Here is a 19,037-nt window from a genome sequence, read left to right as displayed (position 1 = left end):
TTTAACCGGGCGCCTTCATGGTAATGATCGCCTGTAATATCTTGCCCACCGGGCCCTGACAATCAAACAGCGTCGTTTCCACCAGGCCGACACCGGTGTCCTGCATCCGGCTTCGGGCATCCAGCCCCAGCCATTCGCCCACCGGGCTCCGATGCAGGTAGAGGGTAACGTCTGTATTGATACAGCCCAGCTCGCTGGACAGGTTCAGCTGACCGACGCCATTGCCGAAATCACAGAGTGTGGCCGCCATAACGGTAGGACTGGTTTCCACACCCTGGACCAGCGGTAGCGGTAGTTTCAGCCAGGCCACCCCCTGCCCGCCACCATCCACGCCTTCTATAACGACGGCCTTCGCCGTACTGTGCAGACCCACGGGTGAATAACGGTTCTGCCAGCCACCGGCTTCGGCAATGCTGGCCTCCACTGGCCAGGACGGAGGCTCCAGCTCTGTTGGTTGAAATTGTCCCTGTTCCGGTACAGTAACCGGCCGGTTCTCGAGGAACAGCGCGCTTGCCCTGGTCACCTCGGCCTCACCTGCGAATAACGACGCCTCCAGGATCTGCAGCCGTTTGCCGCCGCGCACCAGGCGGGTCGTCACCGTCAATGGAGCGTTGGGGACAGCTCGCAGCAGGTCCACGGTAAGTCGTGACAGGTGCAGATCCATATTGTCCGACGCCTGTTCCACGGCATGGGCCATCAGCCCGACCACCGGCCCACCGTGCAGTTGCCCCGGGCTCCAGGGGCTGCCGCAGGCGGGCGTTGGCAGATACAGGTCGCCGTCTCGCTGAAAAAGCGCTTCAGTCATGGGTTGTCCTTGTTATTGTGGAGGTCTGGTAAAGCAACAGGTTACCAGAATCCACCCGGACGTCCCGCCCGTGACTTACTTCTTCGCCATGGACTCCAGCATGCGGTTCACTGCGTCCAGGTGTTCCGGTTCGTTATGGCACATGCCCTGGAAGACGGAACACAGGTCCAGGAAGTCCTTCAACTCCATGCGCTGGGCCATTTTCATCAGACGCTTGGTCAGGCGGGTAGCTTTCGGCGGCTGGCTGGCGATGCGAGTAGCCATCTTCATGGTCGTGGGCATCAACTCGTCAGCAGGCACCACTTCCAGCGCGATACCCAGCTCCTTGGCCTCTTTTGCTTCCACCACACGGCCTGTGAGGGTCAACTCGAAGGCACGCTGGTAGCCAATCAGGCGCTGCATGAACCAGGCACCGCCATCGCCAGGGATAATACCCAGGTTGAGGAAGGTCTCGCCAAACTTCGCCTTCTCGGAGGCAATGCGCACGTCGGCCATGTTGGCCAGGTCAAAGCCGGCACCAATAGCCGGGCCATTAACGGCAGCAATAATAGGCACTTCCACCGCCTGCAGGGCGAGCGGTATACGCTGGATACCCTTGCGGTACCGGTCCGAGCATTCGGCCACATCACCAGCAAAGTCGCCGCCCCGTTCTGCCATATCGCGGACGTTACCACCGGCACTGAACGCCGAGCCCGCACCGGTAATGACCAGCACAGAGACGTCGTCACAATGGTTCACCCAGTCGGCGGTGGCGACAAGATCGTCAATCAGGTTGGAACCGGTCAGTGCGTTGCGCAGGTCATGACGGTTCAGGGTCAGCACCGCGACACGGTCTTCGAGGGTCAGCAGGGCATCAGTCAGTTGGGGGAGGTTGCTCATCAGGGGCTCCTTGGTTGTCTTGGGGGAACACAAGGATAAACCACCGGTTATGAATTTGCTTCCGGAGAGCGAAGCCCGTGCTTTCCCTGGTGCCCCTGGGTTCGCTCGTTGACCTACTGCGGGACGTCCCTGCAAACACCAAGGCTATACAGGTTCGGCACCAAGGATCGGCAAGCTTAAACCGACGATAAAAATAAAGGTTACTACTACACCAAGCAGAAATATCCCCAAATTCAGTTTGAGCTTTTTACCACTATCGCTGACCAGAAGTTCTTTCGCGGTAAGCAATATCAAAACGCCGACTACAACGACTTTAAACAGCAGGGAACTATAAGTCTCAACAATTGCACCGCATACACCGCTGGCGCAGTTTGATAGACCTACCCATTGCTCAGCTACCACGGGGAATGACCAAGCACCAGCCCAGATCAGAATAGAGAGCACAAGCAGGAGATAGCTAAGAAACAGTTTAGTGCCAGGTTGTTTAACGTTTTCCATGTGGATGTCCGCCTTATCCTATGACTGACATTCAGCAATCGACTCTTTAGCACCCGGCATAATTTTTAGAGACCCGCGAACCATCGTTTCGCACACCTGAATACCGGAGCAAGAAATTTCATATGCCTCAATGACATTGGTCGAAGTCACGATTTGTTCGCACAATCTCGAGCAACGCGATAGTGCCTGCGTTTAGCCCAACGGGAGCATTATTGATAGCGAGGTCTGCGCCGAGAATGGTGATGTTGGCTTACGCCATGTAATCGATACTACTCATGAAATGTCCTTTTCATCTAGTGTCGCGGTAAGGGTCACTCTTGACCTGGCCTACTGCATGCTGTCGTCATTTACAGGAAGGGTCCGCCGCAGGAAATCTGTGCTGAGCCCCAGCACAGAACTGTCGCCAAGGATGCGACGGTGACCCACTCCGGATACCGCGTGCAGGGTCGACAAGGGCCAGGCTGCCCCGAGCTCCCGGCTTTCCTCAAAGGGTACTTCGCGATCCTCCGGGTCGTGCAACAGCAGGGACGGGTGTCGCAGGCCCCGGGCCAGGTGCGACATTTCCATTGTTTCAATGGGAATGCCGGTTTCGGCCTCCATCAGCGTCATCAGTGCCCGCTGCCCCCCGGCGTCCAGCCCGGTCTGTAATGCGGTGCGTTCAAGGACCCGCCTGAAAGAACTGGGGCCGGCCAGATGAACACTGGCATCAACCTCCAGGCCATGGGCGAACGCATACAATAAGGCCGGTGATCCCATGGAATGACCAACTGCCGCCTGCACCGGACCCGCCGCCGCTACCACCTGCAGTATCGACTGTCCCAGCAGCACCACATTGCTGTGGTGACCGCCGGACTCCCCATGACCCGGGCCATCAAATGCCACAACCTGGTAGCCCGCTGCCAACAGCGGTTCAACGAAGCTGCCCAGGTGACTCGCCCTGCTGTCCCAACCATGAACCAGCAGCACAGCGGGCCCACTGTGCCCCCACCGCCAGATTGCCACCCGGTCCCCGCTGAATACCGTGTTTAGTTGAGTTGCCCCGGCCAGCAAGTGCGTCTCAGGCTCCGTGGCCGGAACCCGGCGAGGCTGTATCAACTGCTGGAAAACCTTGTCGGCCGAGGGTCCTTCGGTCCCTCTCCGGGGTGAGTGCTGCGCAATAGATCCTTCGGTATTCATAAGCAACCGCCTTTATATGATGATATTAATATTACTACTATCATACAAAGGCGGGCGCCTGTCAAGACCTGGGGTCGGGCTCTATTGCTGTCGTTGTACCAACAGGGCCTGATGGACAAGACTAAACCAGCGAGAAATTCGTAACCTGCTGATATCAAGAAGGAAGTGGCTTTCATGGGATTGATTATCGTCAGGGCGCAGCGCAGTGCCAAAGTAGTGTGACCGGCGGACGCTCCTTATGGACAGCTTGCACAAACTGCAGCCCGGGGCCAATATGAACCGGTAAAAACAACAACAAGCTATCCATTAAGTGACTTTGCCAATGTCCACTGAAAAGACAGGTTTTGACATCCATTCCGATGAGAACGACGCTGGCCCCAGACCGCTATTCTATGGCTGGTACGTGGTGGCTGCGGCCTTCGCCGTGACCTTTGTGGGTTTTGGCGCCGCCTACAGTTTCAGTGCCTTTGTCGACGCCCTGCAACAGGAATTCAGCGCCTCCCGGGGTGCGGTCTCGCTGGTGTTCTCCCTGGCAGGATTCCTGTATTTCAGCCTTGGGGTAGTCACCGGGCCACTGGCAGACCGGTTCGGTACCAGGCCCATGGCCATTGCAGGTATGGTCTTTGTATCGGCGGGGCTGGTGCTGGCAGGTTTTGCAGACAACCTGGTACACGTCTACCTCGCCTATGGTCTTGGCGTGGGTCTCGGGGTTGGCTGCTCCTATGTGCCTTCAGTGGGCACAGTTCAGCGCTGGTTCGCCCGCAGGCGCGGGTTTGCCTCGGGCCTGGCTGTCAGCGGTATCGGGTTTGGCACCCTTTTGATGCCCATTCTGGCCGCGCTGCTGATTGGCACCGTTGGCTGGCGTACGGCCTATATCTCGCTGGGCATACTCTCTGCCCTGGTAGGCATCACCATGGCACTGCTGTTCGTCAACGATCCCCGCAGTAAAGGCCTGGCTCCAGATGGGGGTCCCGCGCTGCCCGCTACGTCATCGGGTGCGTCCGAGGGCACCGAGCTCCGGGTTGCAGTGCGGTCACGGCCCTTCCTGACACTGTACTTCGCCGGACTGATTGCCTCCTTCGGGCTGTTCGTACCTTTTGTGCACCTGGTGCCCTTCGCGACGGATCAGGGCATGTCCGCCGGTCAGGGAGCCTTCCTGCTGGGTATGGTGGGCGTGGGCAGTACGGTGGGGCGCTTCCTGCTGGGCAATGTGGCTGACCGCATTGGCCGTCAGCTGGCCCTGATCCTTGCCTTCGCGGGTATGGGCGTGACCCTGCTGATCTGGCTGGTGTCAGACACCCTGGTACCACTGGCGATTTTCGGCCTGACCTTCGGTACCTTCTACGGGGGGTTCGTCGCCCTGATGCCCGCCCTGGTGATGGATTATTTCGGTGGCCGGCACATCAGCAGTATTATTGGTGTGCTCTATACCAGCGTGGCCCTGGGCACCCTGGTCGGACCGACCGCGGCAGGCTATGCCTACGACCTGACCCAGAACTATACCCTGGCCATTATTGGCAGTATCGCGGCTAACCTGGTTGCCGCGGGAGCCATCGTGACACTGCGTAAACCCGGCACCTGAAAGTCAGCCCCGAAAACCGTGCTCAGGCTTGCCCGTGTCCCGGGCTGGCGGCGCGTACCGCCTCCAGGTCCTGCGAGAGACTCAGCGCCTGTTCGGCCCGGGCAAGTGCCATGGCGGCGTGGCGCAAGGCTGCCTCCGCCACATCACGGTCGTGGCTGGCTGCGAGCACCGACAGGGTTTGCTGCAGGGATACGGCAACTTCAACCGTACCGGCGCCGTCGCGACCAATGCCGGTGAACGCGCCGTCAAACAGGTTGCCCACATCCACCGCAGGCAGCTCCACCCGGTCGAACGGAGCCTCCACCGATCCAGCCGGAACCGGCTGACACCATTCATCAAGCAGCCGCAACATGGTTTGTAGCACCTTGCGGGCTGTGCCCGGGTCATTCACTGCCGGAGAAAGCGCCTTCATGGCAATTTCAGACAGCACCACGAAGCCAAAGCCCGGATCCTGGTCGAATACCCGGTCACGGTCCACGGTGAAGCACGCCGCCAGCTGGTCCGTTTCGATCCGCTCTGGTGCGGTCTCGGAAAACCACACCCGTGCCATTTCTGCCCTGGGTGACAGGAAGCTGCCTGGCAGTGCGATGACCCTGACCCTCGCCCGGTTTTCCTCAGCCCAGGCCTGCAAATCCTCAACATTGATTTCCTGGACATAACCCACCGTGTCGGTAACCACCGGGGTTCCCTCCGGCACACGTCCTTCCGGGGGCACACCTCCCAGCCAGGGGCGCCGACGATTCTGCGTGAGCACCGCCCGGGTTGCCCGTTCAGCCCGGTCAATCACCGGCCCCAGCAAGCCCAGACGGGCAATGCTGTCCACCCAGTAAACGAACACCAGGACCACCATGGCGAACACAAACAAGGCGGCCGCGAAGATCACAAAGTAGCCATCACCCTCAAAATAGCCCTCCTCAAGGCTGACCCGTGCGATGACACTGAAGATAAAGGCAGCAATGAAGGTGGAGTGCGCAAGTTGGGATATATCGTCCCGCAACACCAGGTTGAAACTGCGGGGTGTCCCGCTGCTGGTGGCAGCGGTATAGGCGGATACCATGGAACCGACCGCGAAGGTGGCGATCACCAGCATGCTGGCCGCGAGGATGGACAGCAGCGTTTCCACGGTATCCCGTTCAATATCCGGCAGCCAGCCACCCAGACCAGAGCTGTCGGCCCAGCCCGCAGCAAAAACCGCCACCAGGGAGCTGATACTGAACACCGCCGGCCGGAACCAGAGGCGCTCCCGCAAGCGGTTGATCAGAAACAGGATTGATTTGCCCTTGCCGGTCATGGACCTGCTCCCTGGTATGGCTACCACTGCCGTGCAAGGGCCGGATACATCCATATCCGGCCCCCGCAAACACTGTAAACAAGAACGGAAAGGCCCGTGTCCAGGCGGGGTCAGCCCTTGTCGTCGCCCAACTTGTCCTGCGTACGCAACTCAAAGTCGCTGGCGTCGTGGCGCTCCAGCAGCTGACCTGCGGGGTCGCCCCAGGCCCGGTTGACCATCTGGCCGCGCTTCACACCAGGACGGGACTGCAGCTGCTTACTCCAGCGCACCACGTTGGTGTAGCTGTGTGCCTCGATAAACTCCTGGGCCTCGTAGATGGTGCCGGTCACCAGCTGGCCGTACCAGGGCCAGATGGCCATATCGGCGATGGTGTATTCACTCCCGGCCACGAACTCGTGCTTCGCAAGCTGCCGGTCCAGCACGTCCAGCTGGCGCTTGACCTCCATGGTGTAGCGGTCAATGGGGTACTGGAACTTCTCCGGTGCGTAGGCGTAGAAGTGGCCAAAGCCACCACCCAGTATCGGTGCGCTGCCCATCTGCCAGAACAGCCAGTTGAGGGTTTCCGTACGACCATGAATATCCTTCGGTATGAAAGCGCCGAACTTTTCTGCCAGGTAGAGGAGCATAGAGCCGGACTCGAATAGCCGCAGAGACGGATCCACACTGTGGTCGACCATGGCCGGAATCTTGGAGTTTGGGTTTACATCCACGAATCCACTGGAGAACTGATCACCCTCCATGATGCGAACCAGCCAGGCGTCATATTCTGCTCCCTCGAAGCCCTTTTCCAGCAACTCCTCCAGCATGACAGTCACCTTCACGCCATTGGGGGTGGCCAGGGAGTAGAGCTGGAGCGGGTGCTTGCCTACCGGTAGCTCCTTGTCGTGGGTCGGACCGGCAATGGGGCGATTGATATTGGTGAATTTACCGCCGCCCTGCTTGTCCCATTTCCATACTCTCGGGGGTGTGTAGGTATTCTCGGTCATGGTGATACTCTCGCTTGCCGCTTCTGTTGGTATTCAGCGTGGTGATCCATCTTGCCACCAGCCCGGACCAGACGCCAACCCTGCCGGCGGGGCTCACAGCTTTCCCTTGACCCCGAGGCGGTCCAGGTAGACATGCAGCTCGGCCTCGCTGAGATTGACGTATTCCAGCACCCGCCCGTACAGCATGACGGTGGGTACATTACGGCCATTGCGCTCCAGTTGCGCCTGGTTCAGCACATGGAGAATGATGCGCTCGGTGCGGGTGAGGCCATCCCGGACGTCGGGGATGGTTTCCAGCACCAGGTCCGGATCATGGTCGCCGTGGTAATCATTCGATGCCATGGTGATACGGGTTTTCCTGCCAACAGGTTCAATAGCCGCAGCCGCCGCTGTCATCTACGGGGCTACTCTTGATCGTAGAATAGGATGGTAAACCTGAAATGTCCTGTTACAACAACAGATGGAGCCGTGGATCATGACCGTGCACCACTGGCAACCGATAGCAGTGCTTTTGTTCCTGGCGGTGGGTGCCAGTGCCTCGGGACAACCCCCAAACCCGATTCCCCGGTTCTCGGAATTGCCAGCGCTTACCAGCGAGCACGGCTGGGAACCCCTGGAGTTCCCGGATATCGGGCGCCAAAGCCAGTATGAACTGGTCTCCGATCCGGACCAGGGACAGGTGATACAGGCCCGGGCGGATAACAGTGCCTCCGGCCTGATCACACGGGTTTCCCTGGAACCGGGGGATTCACTGATCCTGCGCTGGCGCTGGAAGGTGGACAATACCCTGGAAAAGGGCGATGCCCGCCGCAAGTCCGGTGATGACTACCCGGCGCGTATCTATGTGGCGTTTGAATTCGAGCCGGAAAAGGCCAGCTGGTTCGAGCGCACGAAACGCAAGACCATCAGCGCCCTGTTCGGGGAAGATCTGCCCGGCAAGGCCCTGAACTACATCTGGGCTAACCGCCTGCCCCAGGGGGAGATAGTCGCGAACCCGTTCACTGATGACACCATGATGATTGCAGTGAACTCCGGCGAGGAAGAATTGGGCCAGTGGGTCACCGTTGAACGGGACATCGTGGCTGATTACCGCGCCGCCTTCGGGGAGGATCCGCCCCGACTGGTGGGCGTGGCGATCATGTCCGATACGGATAACACCGGTGAAATGGCAAGGGCCTGGTATGGGGATATCAGCCTGAGCCGGCGTTGAGCGTTATTCCAGCGGCAGGCCTTCCATCCGTCGCGCCTGGCCAGCGCGCTCGACCGGTAACACCTCGCCCCGACTGACCAGGCGATCCCAGGCCTGGTCGAAATCCTGCCTCCATCGGGGCGCCTGTTCGGCAGCCGTCGAAAACAGCCACGCGGCATCCCGGACCCACATGGGCGTAAATCGTATACCGGGAACCGGCTCTTCCATCAGCAGGTTCAAGACCGGCTCCTGATAGTCCAGCAGGTATTCACCACGCCCGCGCGCCAGCATCTCAAGGGCCGAGCGATGATTGTTGGTATTGATGGCCCGGATATGATCGGTGTGGCTCAGGTAGGTGGCAAGGCCGGCATAGTTGTAGCCGGTAATGGTAATGAGCGTCTGACCATACAGATCGTTGAAGTGACCGGGCTCGGGGGTGTCAGACAAGTACCAGACACCATAGGCCACCCGCAGCGGGTTGGTGTCGCTCTCCAGCACCTGGCCTCCCAGCGCCGGGTTGCCCGCGAACCCCTGCCAGAGATCAATATCCCCCCTTTCCAGGTAGTAATACACCCGGGCGGTGGGCAGGTAGAGGAAATTCAGGTCGTACCCGGCTTCCTGCGCAACCTTGCGGGTAAGTTCCACAAAGCGGCCATCCGGCTCACCTGCGGCATTGCGAAACTGATAGGGTGGAAAATCCACATAACCGACAGTCAGAGGCCGTTCATCACCCACCGTCAGCAGTGGGATCAGCAACCAGGCCATCAATAGCAACCTTGCCATGGTTTTTATCCTTGGATACCGGCAACGGCAGACACGCGTTTCGTGACGCACCATAGGTCCTGCCAGGGGTCAGTTCAACACCCCATAGTACGTGCCGGTTACACCAGGTAGATCACACACAGCAGTCCCACCACACCCATCACGATGGTGTATGGAAAGGCCATCACCACCATCCGGCCATAGGACAGACGAACCAGCGGGGCAATGGCGGACGTCAGCAGGAACAGGAAAGCCGCCTGGCCGTTGGGGGTGGCAACACTGGGCAGGTTGGTCCCGGTGTTAATGGCCACCGCCAGCGTCTGGAAGTGCTCGTTACTGATGGCACCGGCCTCCAGGGCCTGCTTGATCTCACTGATATACACCGTTGCCACAAAGACGTTGTCACTGATCATGGACAGCAGCCCATTGGCCATGAAGAACATACCCGGCTGCTGGCTTTCCGGAAGAGTGAGTACGAATTCGATAATCGGTTTGAACAGGTGCTGGTCGTGGATGACTGCCACCACGGCAAAGAACACCACCAGCAGTGAAGTAAACGGCAACGACTCCTGGAACGCCTTGCCAATCTGGTGCTCGTCAGTTACCCCGGTAAAGGAGGTGATCAGGATGATCACCAGCAGACCGATCAGACCAACCTCGGCCAGGTGGAAGGCCAGCCCGACCACCAGTACACCGGCGGCGAAGGCCTGGATCCACAGGGCTGCCTGGTCCGACTTGGTACGCTTGGCCTTCTCGTTATCGGCAAATTCCTCCAGCACACGCCGAACAGCCCTCGGTAGTCGGGTGCCGTAACCAAACCAGCGCAATTTCTCGAGCGCCCAGCAGGTGAACAGACCAGCCCCGAGTACCGGCAGGCTAACCGGCGCCATATGCTCGAAAAAGCTCACAAAGTCCCAGCCTACAGTCTTGGCGATCAGCAGGTTCTGGGGCTCGCCCACCATGGTGGCCACCCCACCCAGTGCCGTACCGATGGCACCGTGCATCAACAGGCTTCTGAGGAAACCGCGGAAGTGTTCAAGGTCGTTCCGGTGCAGCTCGATGACATCCGCATCGCTATTGGCGTTATGGTCCTTCTGCTGGTAACCCTTGCCTGAAGCCACTTTGTGATAGACCGAATAGAAGCCGACGGCGACGCTGATGATCACCGCCGTTACCGTCAACGCATCCAGGAAGGCCGACAGCAGCGCGGCTGCCGCGCAGAACAGCATCGACAGTGCCGACTTCGACCGTACCCCGACCAGGATCTGGGTAAAGGTCACCAGCAGCAGCTCTTTCATGAAGTAGATACCCGCCACCATGAACATCAGCAGCAGGATGACCGGGAAGTTGATCAGCAGCTCGTGATAGACCGCCTCCGGGGTGGTCATGCCGATCAGCAGGGCCTCCACAGCCAACAAGCCGCCGGGTAACAGCGGATAGCATTTCAGCGCCATCGCCAGGGTAAAGATGAACTCGCCAACCAGGAACCAGCCCGCTACCGCAGGCCCGAACATAACGACCACAATGGGGTTAATTACCAGGAACAGCAGAATCAGCTGCTTGTACCAGACAGGAGCTTTCCCCAGGAAATTGGCGGCGAAACCGCCGAATACGGTCGATGGCATTTTTCTATCACTTCTATAGGGCGAGTCTTTTAACGGGCGCGCGCATATTACCAGATGCGCTGGCAAATGTGCTTGATATTCGGTAAGGGATATGCGAAAGGGCGACTAATTTGGTGCTTCCCGTTGCCCACATACGGACCATGCGCACCACGTTGGTGCGATCCCGTTTATCAAACGGCAGCATGCCGCCCACCAACGCCAAATATAATCCTTATTTATCAACCATATGCCTCACATGGCATGGAGCTTGATAGGTTCACGATACGCAGCGAGACGTTGGTACTGAGCCACATATCAAAGCGCGACAATCTGACAAAGAGGTCAACTAGGGTTCCGGCCTGCGGCAAAAACACGCAGGTGACTGGTCCGAGAGTTGACGACCTTTTCCAAGGTTACACGGCGGGACAAAAGCCCGGGAGGATCGTTCAGTGACTGACGCCTCTCGTATTTTGAACCCCGAACCAGGAGGAAAAGGTGATGCCCGCAACCGCAGCTCCCCTCTACGACGATCTGATTCCCGGCGGATCCCACTGGTCTTTTGTCATGCGCCGTGGCCATGTATTACGCCTGATCGATGAAACCGGCGGCGCCAACGTCGGCATGCTGATGTACAACCCCGAGAATCCCCTCGAACGCTACAACATGCCGGACACCCTCAAGAACCAGCACACCTTCAAGCTGACAAAAGGTCACGTTCTGCTGTCTGACATGGGGCGGGTCTTCGCCTCCATCACCCGCGACGACCTGGGCTGGCACGATACCGTCAGCGGCACCTGCAACGCCGATCTGGTGGAGGCGCGCTGGGGCCGCAAGACCTATCAGGACGCCCACAACCACTACCACCGCAACGGCTTCACCAGTTTCCTCAACGAGCTGGCCAAGCACGGCCTGGGCAAGAAAGACCTGACCGCCAACCTCAACTGGTTCAGCCGGGTGAAAACCGATGACGACGGCAATATGCGCTATGTAAGTGGTCACTCACGCGCCGGCGCCACCGTCGACCTGCGCTTCGAGATGGACACCATCGTGGTGCTGCATACCTGCCCGCACCCGCTCAATCCGGCCGAGGAGTACCCCAGCCATCCCCTGCGCTATCAACTTTTCAGGGCGGCTCCGGTCACCGATGCCGACCCTTGCAAGACCTCGTCCCCGGAGGCTACCCGCGCCTTCGCCAATACCGCCCTGTATCACATGATGCAGTAACAGGAGGCCGGACATGATCAAGCAAAGCACCCTGAATCCCGAAAACGCCGCCTTCCGCGAAACGGTTCCCGCAGGCGAGTATTTCCTGAAGGTGGTGAAGGCCGGCGAGACCGTGCGCATCCTCGACCTGGAAGGCAACCAGGCAGCCGACACCCTGTTCTATAACGCCCACAACCCCACCGAACGCTACAGCGCCGTCGACACCATCCGCGAGCAGGGCAACGTCTACCTGACCGCCGGCTCACGCCTTATGTCGTCGGAAAACAACGTGATGCTGGAAATCACTGCCGATACCTGCGGACGCCACGACACCCTCGGCGGCGCCTGTGCGGCGGAGAGCAACACCACCCGCTACGCCCTGGAGAAAAAGTGCATGCACGCCTGTCGCGACAGCTGGCTGGTCGCCGTCACCGAGCACGACGAGCTGGGCATGACCAAGCGGGACATCACCCACAACATCAACTTCTTCATGAACGTACCGGTGACCGCCGACGGCGGCCTGACCTTTGCCGATGGCATCTCCGACGCCGGCAAGTACGTGGAGCTGGAAGCGAAGATGGACGTGCTGGTGATGATTTCCAACTGCCCGCAGCTGAACAACCCCTGCAACGGCTGGAACCCCACGCCGATCGAGGTGCTGGTATGGAGCTGAATAAGAAGGGTTTCACCAAGGTCCTGATCGCCAACCGTGGCGCCATCGCCTGCCGGATAATCCGCACCCTGCGCGAAATGGGTATCGGCTCAGTGGCCGTGTACGCGGAAGCCGACGCCGACTCCCTGCATGTACGCCAGGCGGATGAGGCCTGGCCCCTGGGGGAAGGTTCCGCTACCGCCACTTACCTGGACCAGGACAAGCTGTTCCGTGTCATTGCCGAAAGCGGTGCCCAGGCGGTTCATCCAGGTTACGGCTTCCTCAGTGAGAACGCCGGTTTCGCCCGCCGCTGCGAGGCTGAAGGCGTGGTATTCCTCGGCCCTACAGCGCAGCAGATGGAGCAGTTCGGCCTCAAGCACACTGCGAGGACGCTGGCACAGAACGCCGATGTCCCCCTGCTGCCCGGCACCGAGCTGCTGAACAGTCTGGAAGACGCCCTGGCGGAGGCCGATCGCATCGGCTACCCGGTCATGCTCAAGAGCACCGCCGGCGGTGGCGGTATCGGCATGTCACTCAACCATGGCAAGGAAGACCTTAAGAACAGCTTCGCCTCGGTGCAGCGTCTGAGCCAGAACAATTTCAGTAACAGTGGCGTGTTCCTGGAAAAGTTCGTGGAACACGCCCGCCATATCGAGGTACAGCTGTTCGGTGACGGCCAGGGCACGGTGGTGGCCCTGGGGGAAAGGGACTGCTCCGCGCAACGCCGCAACCAGAAGGTGATCGAGGAGGCACCCGCCCCGGGTCTTTCCGATGAGGTCCGCCAGCGCATGCACGCTACGGCCCAGGCTTTGGGGCAGAGCATTCGCTACCGCAGCGCCGGTACGGTGGAATTTATCTACGACCCGGACACGGCCGAGTTCTACTTCCTGGAAGTGAATACCCGCTTACAGGTGGAACACGGCGTGACCGAGGAAGTCTATGGGGTGGACATCGTCCGCTGGATGATCGAACTCGGCGCAGGCACCCTCACCAACCTCAGCGAACAGGCCTCCGGCCTGACACCGCAAGGTCACGCCATCCAGGCGCGGATCTACGCCGAAGACCCCAACAAGGACTTTCAGCCCTCCGCCGGACTGCTCACCAACGTAGCCTGGCCGGAGGCGGATAACCTGCGCATCGACACGTGGATTCAGCCCGGCACCGACGTCACCCCGCTGTTCGACCCCATGCTGGCCAAGATGATCATCCACGAGGCGGACCGGGAAACCGCCCGCACCCGTCTGATACAGGCGCTGGATAATAGCCAACTCTATGGCATCGAGACGAACCGCGACTATGTGGCGCAGGTCCTCGCCGACCCGCGCTTCGTGGAAGGACGTCTCTACACCCGCACCCTCAATGAATTCGCCTACCAGCCAGCGACGGTGGACGTGGTCAGCGGCGGCACCATGACCACGGTGCAGGACTACCCCGGGCGGATCGGTTACTGGGAGATCGGTGTACCACCGTCGGGGCCCTTCGACAGCTATTCCTTCCGACTTGGCAATCGCCTGCTGGGCAATGAAGAAAGCGCCGCCGGCCTGGAAGTGACTCTGAAAGGGCCCATCCTGACGTTCAACCGGGCCACGCAGATCGTGCTGGCCGGAGCAGACCTGGACGCCACTCTGAACGACGAGCCGGTGCCGTTCTGGCAGAGCACCGAGATACCCGCCGGTGCCACCCTGAAACTGGGCGGAACAACCGGCCAGGGCGCCCGGGCCTATGTGCTGTTCCGGGGCGGCCTGGACTGCCCGGCGTATCTGGACTCCCGCAGCACCTTCACCCTGGGCCAGTTCGGCGGCCACGGGGGTCGCGCCCTGCGCGCTGGCGATGTGCTGCACCTGCCGCAGGCGAATCCCGCGCCGGCAGCTCAGCTGGGCAACGAACTCAGACCCGCCCTGGGCAAGAGCTGGAAGCTGCATGTGACCTATGGTCCCCATGGCGCGCCGGACTATTTTACCCAGGCCGACATCGACACCTTCTTCGACAGTGAGTGGGAGATCCACTACAACTCCAGCCGCACCGGCGTGCGTCTGATCGGCCCCAAACCGGAATGGGCCCGTAGCGATGGCGGCGAAGCGGGCATGCACCCGTCCAACATCCACGACAATGCCTACGCGGTGGGTACCGTGGACTTCACCGGTGATATGCCGGTCATCCTGGGGCCGGATGGCCCCAGTCTGGGCGGCTTCGTATGCCCGGTGACGGTGATCAGTGCCGACCTGTGGAAACTCGGCCAGCTCAAGGCCGGCGACAAAGTGCAGTTCGTGCCGGTCAGCCAGCACCAGGCCGTGGCCCTGCGGGAAGCCCTGGATGAATCCATCGACACCCTGACCGCCGCGTCTGCCCGTATCACGCCAACCAGGCCGCAAACCCCGATACTCGCCACGCTCTCCACCGACGAACACGAAACCGGCGTGGTCTATCGCGCCGCCGGCGACAACTACGTGCTGGTGGAATACGGCCCCATGGAGCTGGATATCCGCCTGCGTTTCCGCGCCCATGCGCTGATGCTGTGGCTGCGGGAGCAGGCCAATCCCGCCATCCTGGAACTGACCCCGGGCATTCGTTCGCTGCAGGTGCATTACGACAGCCAGCAACTGAGCCAGCAGAACCTGATGAACCTGCTGACCGGCGCGGAGAAAGCACTCGAGAAACAACCTGAGTGGGACGTGCCCGCCCGCATCGTGCACCTGCCCCTGTCCTGGGACGACGAGGCCTGTCATACCGCCATTGCCAAGTACATGCAGTCAGTGCGCAAGGACGCCCCCTGGTGCCCCAGCAACCTGGAGTTCATCCGCCGCATCAACGGCCTGGACAGCATCGACCAGGTCAAGAAGACGGTGTTCGAAGCGAGTTATCTGGTCATGGGCCTGGGGGATGTGTACCTGGGCGCCCCGGTGGCTACGCCCCTGGACCCCCGCCATCGACTGGTGACCACCAAGTACAACCCGGCCCGCACCTGGACCGCGGAGAACTCCGTGGGCATCGGCGGTGCCTACCTGTGCATCTATGGCATGGAAGGCCCCGGCGGCTACCAGTTTGTCGGCCGCACCCTGCAGATGTGGAACCGCTACCGCACCACGGACCACTTCGAGCCGGGCAAGCCCTGGCTGCTGCGGTTCTTCGATCAGGTGCGCTTCTACGAAGTCAGCGCCGACGAGCTCAAGCAGATCCGCCGGGATTTTCCCAATGGCGACTACCCCATCCGCATTGAGGAAACCCGCTTCAACCTGAAGGACTACGAGGCCTTCCTTGCGGACCACGACAAGGACATCCGTGACTTCACCGCCCACCGGCAGAACGCCTTCGACGAGGAACTGCAGCGCTGGATCGACTCCGGCCAGATCAATTTCAGCTCGGAGGCGCCCCTGGAAAACACCGGCGAGGATGACCTCAGCAACCTGCCCGCCGGCCAGCATGCGGTGGAAAGCCATGTCGCCGGCAATCTCTGGGAATGCCTGGTGCAGCCGGGAGACCACATCGAAGCCCAGCGACCGGTGGCAGTGGTGGAATCCATGAAGATGGAAATTGAACTGCTCAGCCCGGTCAGCGGGCGGGTGGTGGAGATACGCCGCGAGGCGGGCCAGGCGGTCGCGCCCGGCACTGCCGTGGTGATTGTGGAAGAGATCAGCAACCAAAACTGACAGACGTTCAATAACGGGCCCAGCCCGGGGAGCACACCATGAAAACACGTGAACTGAGCAAACGAATGGGCGCTGCACTTGGCGCTGGCCTGCTGACCGCCAGCCTGTCCTTCGGCGCCGCCGCCCAGGAAAAGGACTCCTTCACCCTGGCCTGGACCATCTACGTGGGCTGGATGCCGTGGCAGTACGCCGAGGACAGCGGCATCATGAAGAAATGGGCGGACAAGTACGATATCGAGGTGGATATCGTGCAGGTCAACGACTACATCGAGTCCATCAACCAGTACACCGCCGGCCAGTTCGACGCGGTGGTGGCCACCAGCATGGATGGCCTGTCCATACCCGCTGCCTCCGGCATCGATACCACCGCTCTGATCGTCGGCGACTACTCCGACGGCAACGACGGCGTGGTGGCCAAGGATGCAAAATCCCTCGAAGACCTGGAAGGCACCACCGTGCACCTGGTGGAGCTGTCGGTTTCCCACTACCTGCTGGTGCGGGCGCTGGACAGCGTGGGCCTGGAAGAGCGGGACATCAACGTGGTCAATATCTCGGACGCGGACCTGGTGTCTGCCTTCCAGACCGACGACGTGCGCACCGTGGTTACCTGGAATCCGCTGCTGGGCGAGGTGAAGGCCTTCCCGGAAGCCACGGAACTGTTCAATTCCAGCCAGGTGCCCGGCCATATCAAGGACCTGGCCCTGGTGAACACCGAGGTGCTGGAAGCCAACCCGGAACTGGGCAAGGCGCTCACCGGAGCCTGGTATGAAGTGATGGGTATCCTCGAGTCCGACACCGAGGAAGGCCGCCAGGCCCGGGCCACCCTGGGCGAGTCGTCCGGCACAGACCTTGAGGGCTACGAAGCCCAACTGGCCGTTACCCGCATGTTCTGGGAGCCCGCCAACGCCGTCGAATTCATCAACAGCGACCAGGCCCGGGAAGCCATGGACAGCGTCCGCCAGTTCTCCTTCGAGAAGGGGTTGCTGGGTCAGGGTGCCATGAGTCCGGACTTTATCGGCATCGAGTTTCCGGACGGCTCCGTTATGGGCAACGAGAATAACGTCACCCTTCGCTTCAACGACACCTATATGCAGATGGCGGCCGACGGCGAACTCTGAGCGGTAACCGTTGACAAGCAATGATGGGAGAGCTTCATGCGACTGATTAACCGTCACCCGGGCCGTGCTGTTGGCCTGCTGCTGGGGCTGGTGCCCTTCCTGTTTCTGGTACTGCTCTACGGCATGGCCTCCCAGGAGCGCCTGGCGGAGAACCCCAACGACAAGCTGTTGCCCGGCCTCGAGCAAATGACCGATGCCGTTAACCGCATGGCGTTCCAGGAGGACCGGCGCAGTGGTGACTACCTGATGTGGCAGGACACCACCGCCAGCCTGCAACGGCTGGGTATCGGCATGGGCATTGCCGCCTCGCTGGCGCTGGTGGTGGGGCTGCTTAACGGCATCCTGCCGGTGGCCAGGGCTGGCATGGCACCACTGGTGTCGGCCCTGTCGATGATTCCTCCGCTGGCAATTCTGCCCATCCTGTTCATCGTGTTTGGGCTGGGTGAGCTGTCCAAGGTGATGCTGATCGTCATCGGTACCGCTCCCATCATGATGCGAGACGTGGCCCAGCGGGTGCGGGAGCTACCCCAGGAGCAGCTCATCAAGATACAGACCCTCGGGGCCAACAGCTGGCAGGTGGTTACCCGGATGACCCTGCCCCAGGTGCTGCCACGACTGATCGATGCCGTTCGCTTGAGCCTGGGCCCGGCCTGGCTGTTTCTGATTGCCGCCGAGGCCATCGCCTCCGAGCAGGGCCTGGGTTACCGCATATTCCTGGTGCGCCGTTATCTCGCCATGGACGTGATCATCCCCTACGTACTGTGGATTACCCTGCTGGCCATCGTCATTGACCAGCTGCTGCGACTGGCCAACCGCCGCCTTTTCCCCTGGTACAACGCCGGAGGCCACTGATGAGCTTTATCACCGTCAATAAACTGTGGAAGGAATACGGCCACACCGTGGTGCTGGAAAACCTCAACCTGACCGTGGAGCAAGGGGAATTCTGCACCCTGGTGGGGGCCTCCGGCTGCGGCAAGTCCACCTTCCTGAAAATGTTACTCGGGCAGGAACAGCCCACCCGGGGAGACCTTCAGCTCGAAGGTGACACCTTCCCTGGCGAGCCGGACCGCAACCGGGGCATCGTGTTCCAGCGTTACTCGGTGTTTCCGCACCTGACCGTGCGCCAGAACGTGCTGATGGGCCTGGAACTGGAGCAGAAACCGTTTCTCGGCAAGCTGTTCGGCAAGGCCCGGCGGGAAGCGCTGGCAAAGGTGGATCAGATGATCGAGGCGGTGGGCCTGGCCCACGCCGCCAACAAATGGCCCCACGAACTCTCCGGCGGTATGCAACAGCGACTGGCCATTGCCCAGTCGTTCATCATGCGCCCCCGGGTGCTGCTGCTGGACGAGCCCTTCGGCGCGCTGGACCCGGGCATCCGCCGGGACATGCACGAACTGATACTGAAGCTCTGGCGAGAGACCGGCACCACCATTTTCATGGTCACCCACGACCTGCACGAAGGCTTCTACCTTGGCACCCGACTGCTGGTGTTCGACAAGGTCCGCAACGATCCTCAACAACCGGAAGCCTTCGGCGCCACCATCACCTACGACCTGCCCATCGGCCAGGCCGACCGGCAGCTCTACGAATCCATTGAAACCTCTGTGTCGGAAACGGCACGGGCCCTTTCTGCATGAGGCTCCCG

General features: G+C 60.7%; 17 protein-coding genes and 1 riboswitch. Of the genes, 8 read left to right on the top strand and 9 right to left on the bottom strand.

Annotation, left to right across the window (positions count from 1 at the left end):
• Position 1: 1 nt before the first annotated feature.
• The 4 genes from MLC59_RS13045 to MLC59_RS13030 form a co-directional block, all read right to left on the bottom strand.
• Positions 2–805 carry a thioesterase family protein gene (locus MLC59_RS13045; RefSeq protein WP_248234771.1) on the bottom strand — a complete coding sequence of 268 codons (804 nt, stop codon included), beginning with the start codon at positions 803–805 and terminating at the stop codon, positions 2–4.
• Between the two features lie 75 nt (positions 806–880).
• Complete coding sequence (locus tag MLC59_RS13040; protein ID WP_091850990.1) at positions 881–1,684, bottom strand: enoyl-CoA hydratase-related protein; 804 nt, start codon at positions 1,682–1,684, stop codon at positions 881–883.
• 144 nt (positions 1,685–1,828) lie between these two features.
• Entirely contained in the window at positions 1,829–2,182 is a 354-nt protein-coding gene (locus MLC59_RS13035) for a hypothetical protein (protein WP_248234770.1), read from the bottom strand.
• Between the two features lie 327 nt (positions 2,183–2,509).
• A complete protein-coding gene (locus tag MLC59_RS13030) occupies positions 2,510–3,184 on the bottom strand; it encodes an alpha/beta fold hydrolase (RefSeq protein WP_248234768.1) in 675 nt (224 codons plus the stop codon).
• 496 nt (positions 3,185–3,680) lie between these two features.
• On the opposite strand from MLC59_RS13030, the gene MLC59_RS13025 reads away from it, so the two are divergent.
• On the top strand, positions 3,681–4,940 hold the full coding sequence (locus tag MLC59_RS13025; protein ID WP_248234767.1) for an MCT family MFS transporter: 1,260 nt from the start codon (positions 3,681–3,683) through the stop codon (positions 4,938–4,940).
• A gap of 22 nt (positions 4,941–4,962) precedes the next feature.
• Here the strand turns inward: MLC59_RS13025 and MLC59_RS13020 are convergent, their stop codons facing one another.
• The 3 genes from MLC59_RS13020 to MLC59_RS13010 form a co-directional block, all read right to left on the bottom strand.
• Positions 4,963–6,231 carry a DUF2254 domain-containing protein gene (locus MLC59_RS13020; protein ID WP_248234765.1) on the bottom strand — a complete coding sequence of 423 codons (1,269 nt, stop codon included), beginning with the start codon at positions 6,229–6,231 and terminating at the stop codon, positions 4,963–4,965.
• Positions 6,232–6,341: 110 nt separating this feature from the next.
• Complete coding sequence (gene yghU / locus MLC59_RS13015) at positions 6,342–7,217, bottom strand: glutathione-dependent disulfide-bond oxidoreductase (RefSeq protein WP_248234763.1); 876 nt, start codon at positions 7,215–7,217, stop codon at positions 6,342–6,344.
• Positions 7,218–7,310: 93 nt separating this feature from the next.
• A complete protein-coding gene (locus MLC59_RS13010; RefSeq protein ID WP_248234761.1) occupies positions 7,311–7,613 on the bottom strand; it encodes a hypothetical protein in 303 nt (100 codons plus the stop codon).
• Positions 7,614–7,692: 79 nt separating this feature from the next.
• Between MLC59_RS13010 and MLC59_RS13005 the strand changes: the two genes are divergently transcribed.
• The gene (locus MLC59_RS13005; RefSeq protein ID WP_248234759.1) at positions 7,693–8,427 is read left to right on the top strand and encodes a DUF3047 domain-containing protein; all 735 of its coding nucleotides are present in this window, start codon (positions 7,693–7,695) and stop codon (positions 8,425–8,427) included.
• 3 nt (positions 8,428–8,430) lie between these two features.
• Here MLC59_RS13005 and MLC59_RS13000 read toward each other — a convergent pair whose 3' ends face one another.
• Together MLC59_RS13000 and nhaB are read right to left on the bottom strand one after the other, a co-directional pair.
• Complete coding sequence (locus MLC59_RS13000) at positions 8,431–9,189, bottom strand: substrate-binding periplasmic protein (protein WP_248234757.1); 759 nt, start codon at positions 9,187–9,189, stop codon at positions 8,431–8,433.
• Between the two features lie 98 nt (positions 9,190–9,287).
• Positions 9,288–10,793 carry a sodium/proton antiporter NhaB gene (gene nhaB / locus MLC59_RS12995; RefSeq protein ID WP_248234755.1) on the bottom strand — a complete coding sequence of 502 codons (1,506 nt, stop codon included), beginning with the start codon at positions 10,791–10,793 and terminating at the stop codon, positions 9,288–9,290.
• A 314-nt stretch (positions 10,794–11,107) separates the two neighbouring features.
• Positions 11,108–11,214, top strand: a riboswitch (guanidine-I (ykkC/yxkD leader).
• 56 nt (positions 11,215–11,270) lie between these two features.
• On the opposite strand from nhaB, the gene MLC59_RS12990 reads away from it, so the two are divergent.
• From MLC59_RS12990 to MLC59_RS12965, 6 genes are read left to right on the top strand one after another with little or no spacing between them, the layout of a single operon-like run.
• Positions 11,271–11,996, top strand: a complete 726-nt coding sequence (locus MLC59_RS12990; protein ID WP_248234754.1) for an urea amidolyase associated protein UAAP1 — start codon at positions 11,271–11,273, stop codon at positions 11,994–11,996.
• A gap of 13 nt (positions 11,997–12,009) precedes the next feature.
• Positions 12,010–12,648, top strand: a complete 639-nt coding sequence (locus MLC59_RS12985; RefSeq protein ID WP_248234750.1) for an urea amidolyase associated protein UAAP2 — start codon at positions 12,010–12,012, stop codon at positions 12,646–12,648.
• Positions 12,639–16,274, top strand: a complete 3,636-nt coding sequence (uca, locus tag MLC59_RS12980; RefSeq protein ID WP_248234749.1) for an urea carboxylase — start codon at positions 12,639–12,641, stop codon at positions 16,272–16,274. Before MLC59_RS12985 ends, uca begins: the two co-directional genes overlap by 10 nt.
• 38 nt (positions 16,275–16,312) lie before the next feature.
• Entirely contained in the window at positions 16,313–17,392 is a 1,080-nt protein-coding gene (locus MLC59_RS12975; protein ID WP_248234747.1) for a putative urea ABC transporter substrate-binding protein, read from the top strand.
• A 36-nt stretch (positions 17,393–17,428) separates the two neighbouring features.
• Positions 17,429–18,244 carry an ABC transporter permease gene (locus MLC59_RS12970; protein ID WP_248234745.1) on the top strand — a complete coding sequence of 272 codons (816 nt, stop codon included), beginning with the start codon at positions 17,429–17,431 and terminating at the stop codon, positions 18,242–18,244.
• Positions 18,244–19,029, top strand: coding sequence for an ABC transporter ATP-binding protein (locus MLC59_RS12965; protein ID WP_248234743.1), 786 nt, complete (start codon positions 18,244–18,246; stop codon positions 19,027–19,029). The genes MLC59_RS12970 and MLC59_RS12965 overlap by 1 nt, the downstream gene beginning before the upstream one ends.
• The last annotated feature ends 8 nt before the right edge of the window (positions 19,030–19,037 follow it).

The sequence above is a fragment of the Marinobacter bryozoorum genome, assembly GCF_023156245.1.
Taxonomy (GTDB): Bacteria; Pseudomonadota; Gammaproteobacteria; order Pseudomonadales; family Oleiphilaceae; genus Marinobacter; species Marinobacter bryozoorum.
Note: the sequence above shows the minus strand (reverse complement) of the source record. Positions and strands in the feature narration are given on the sequence as shown.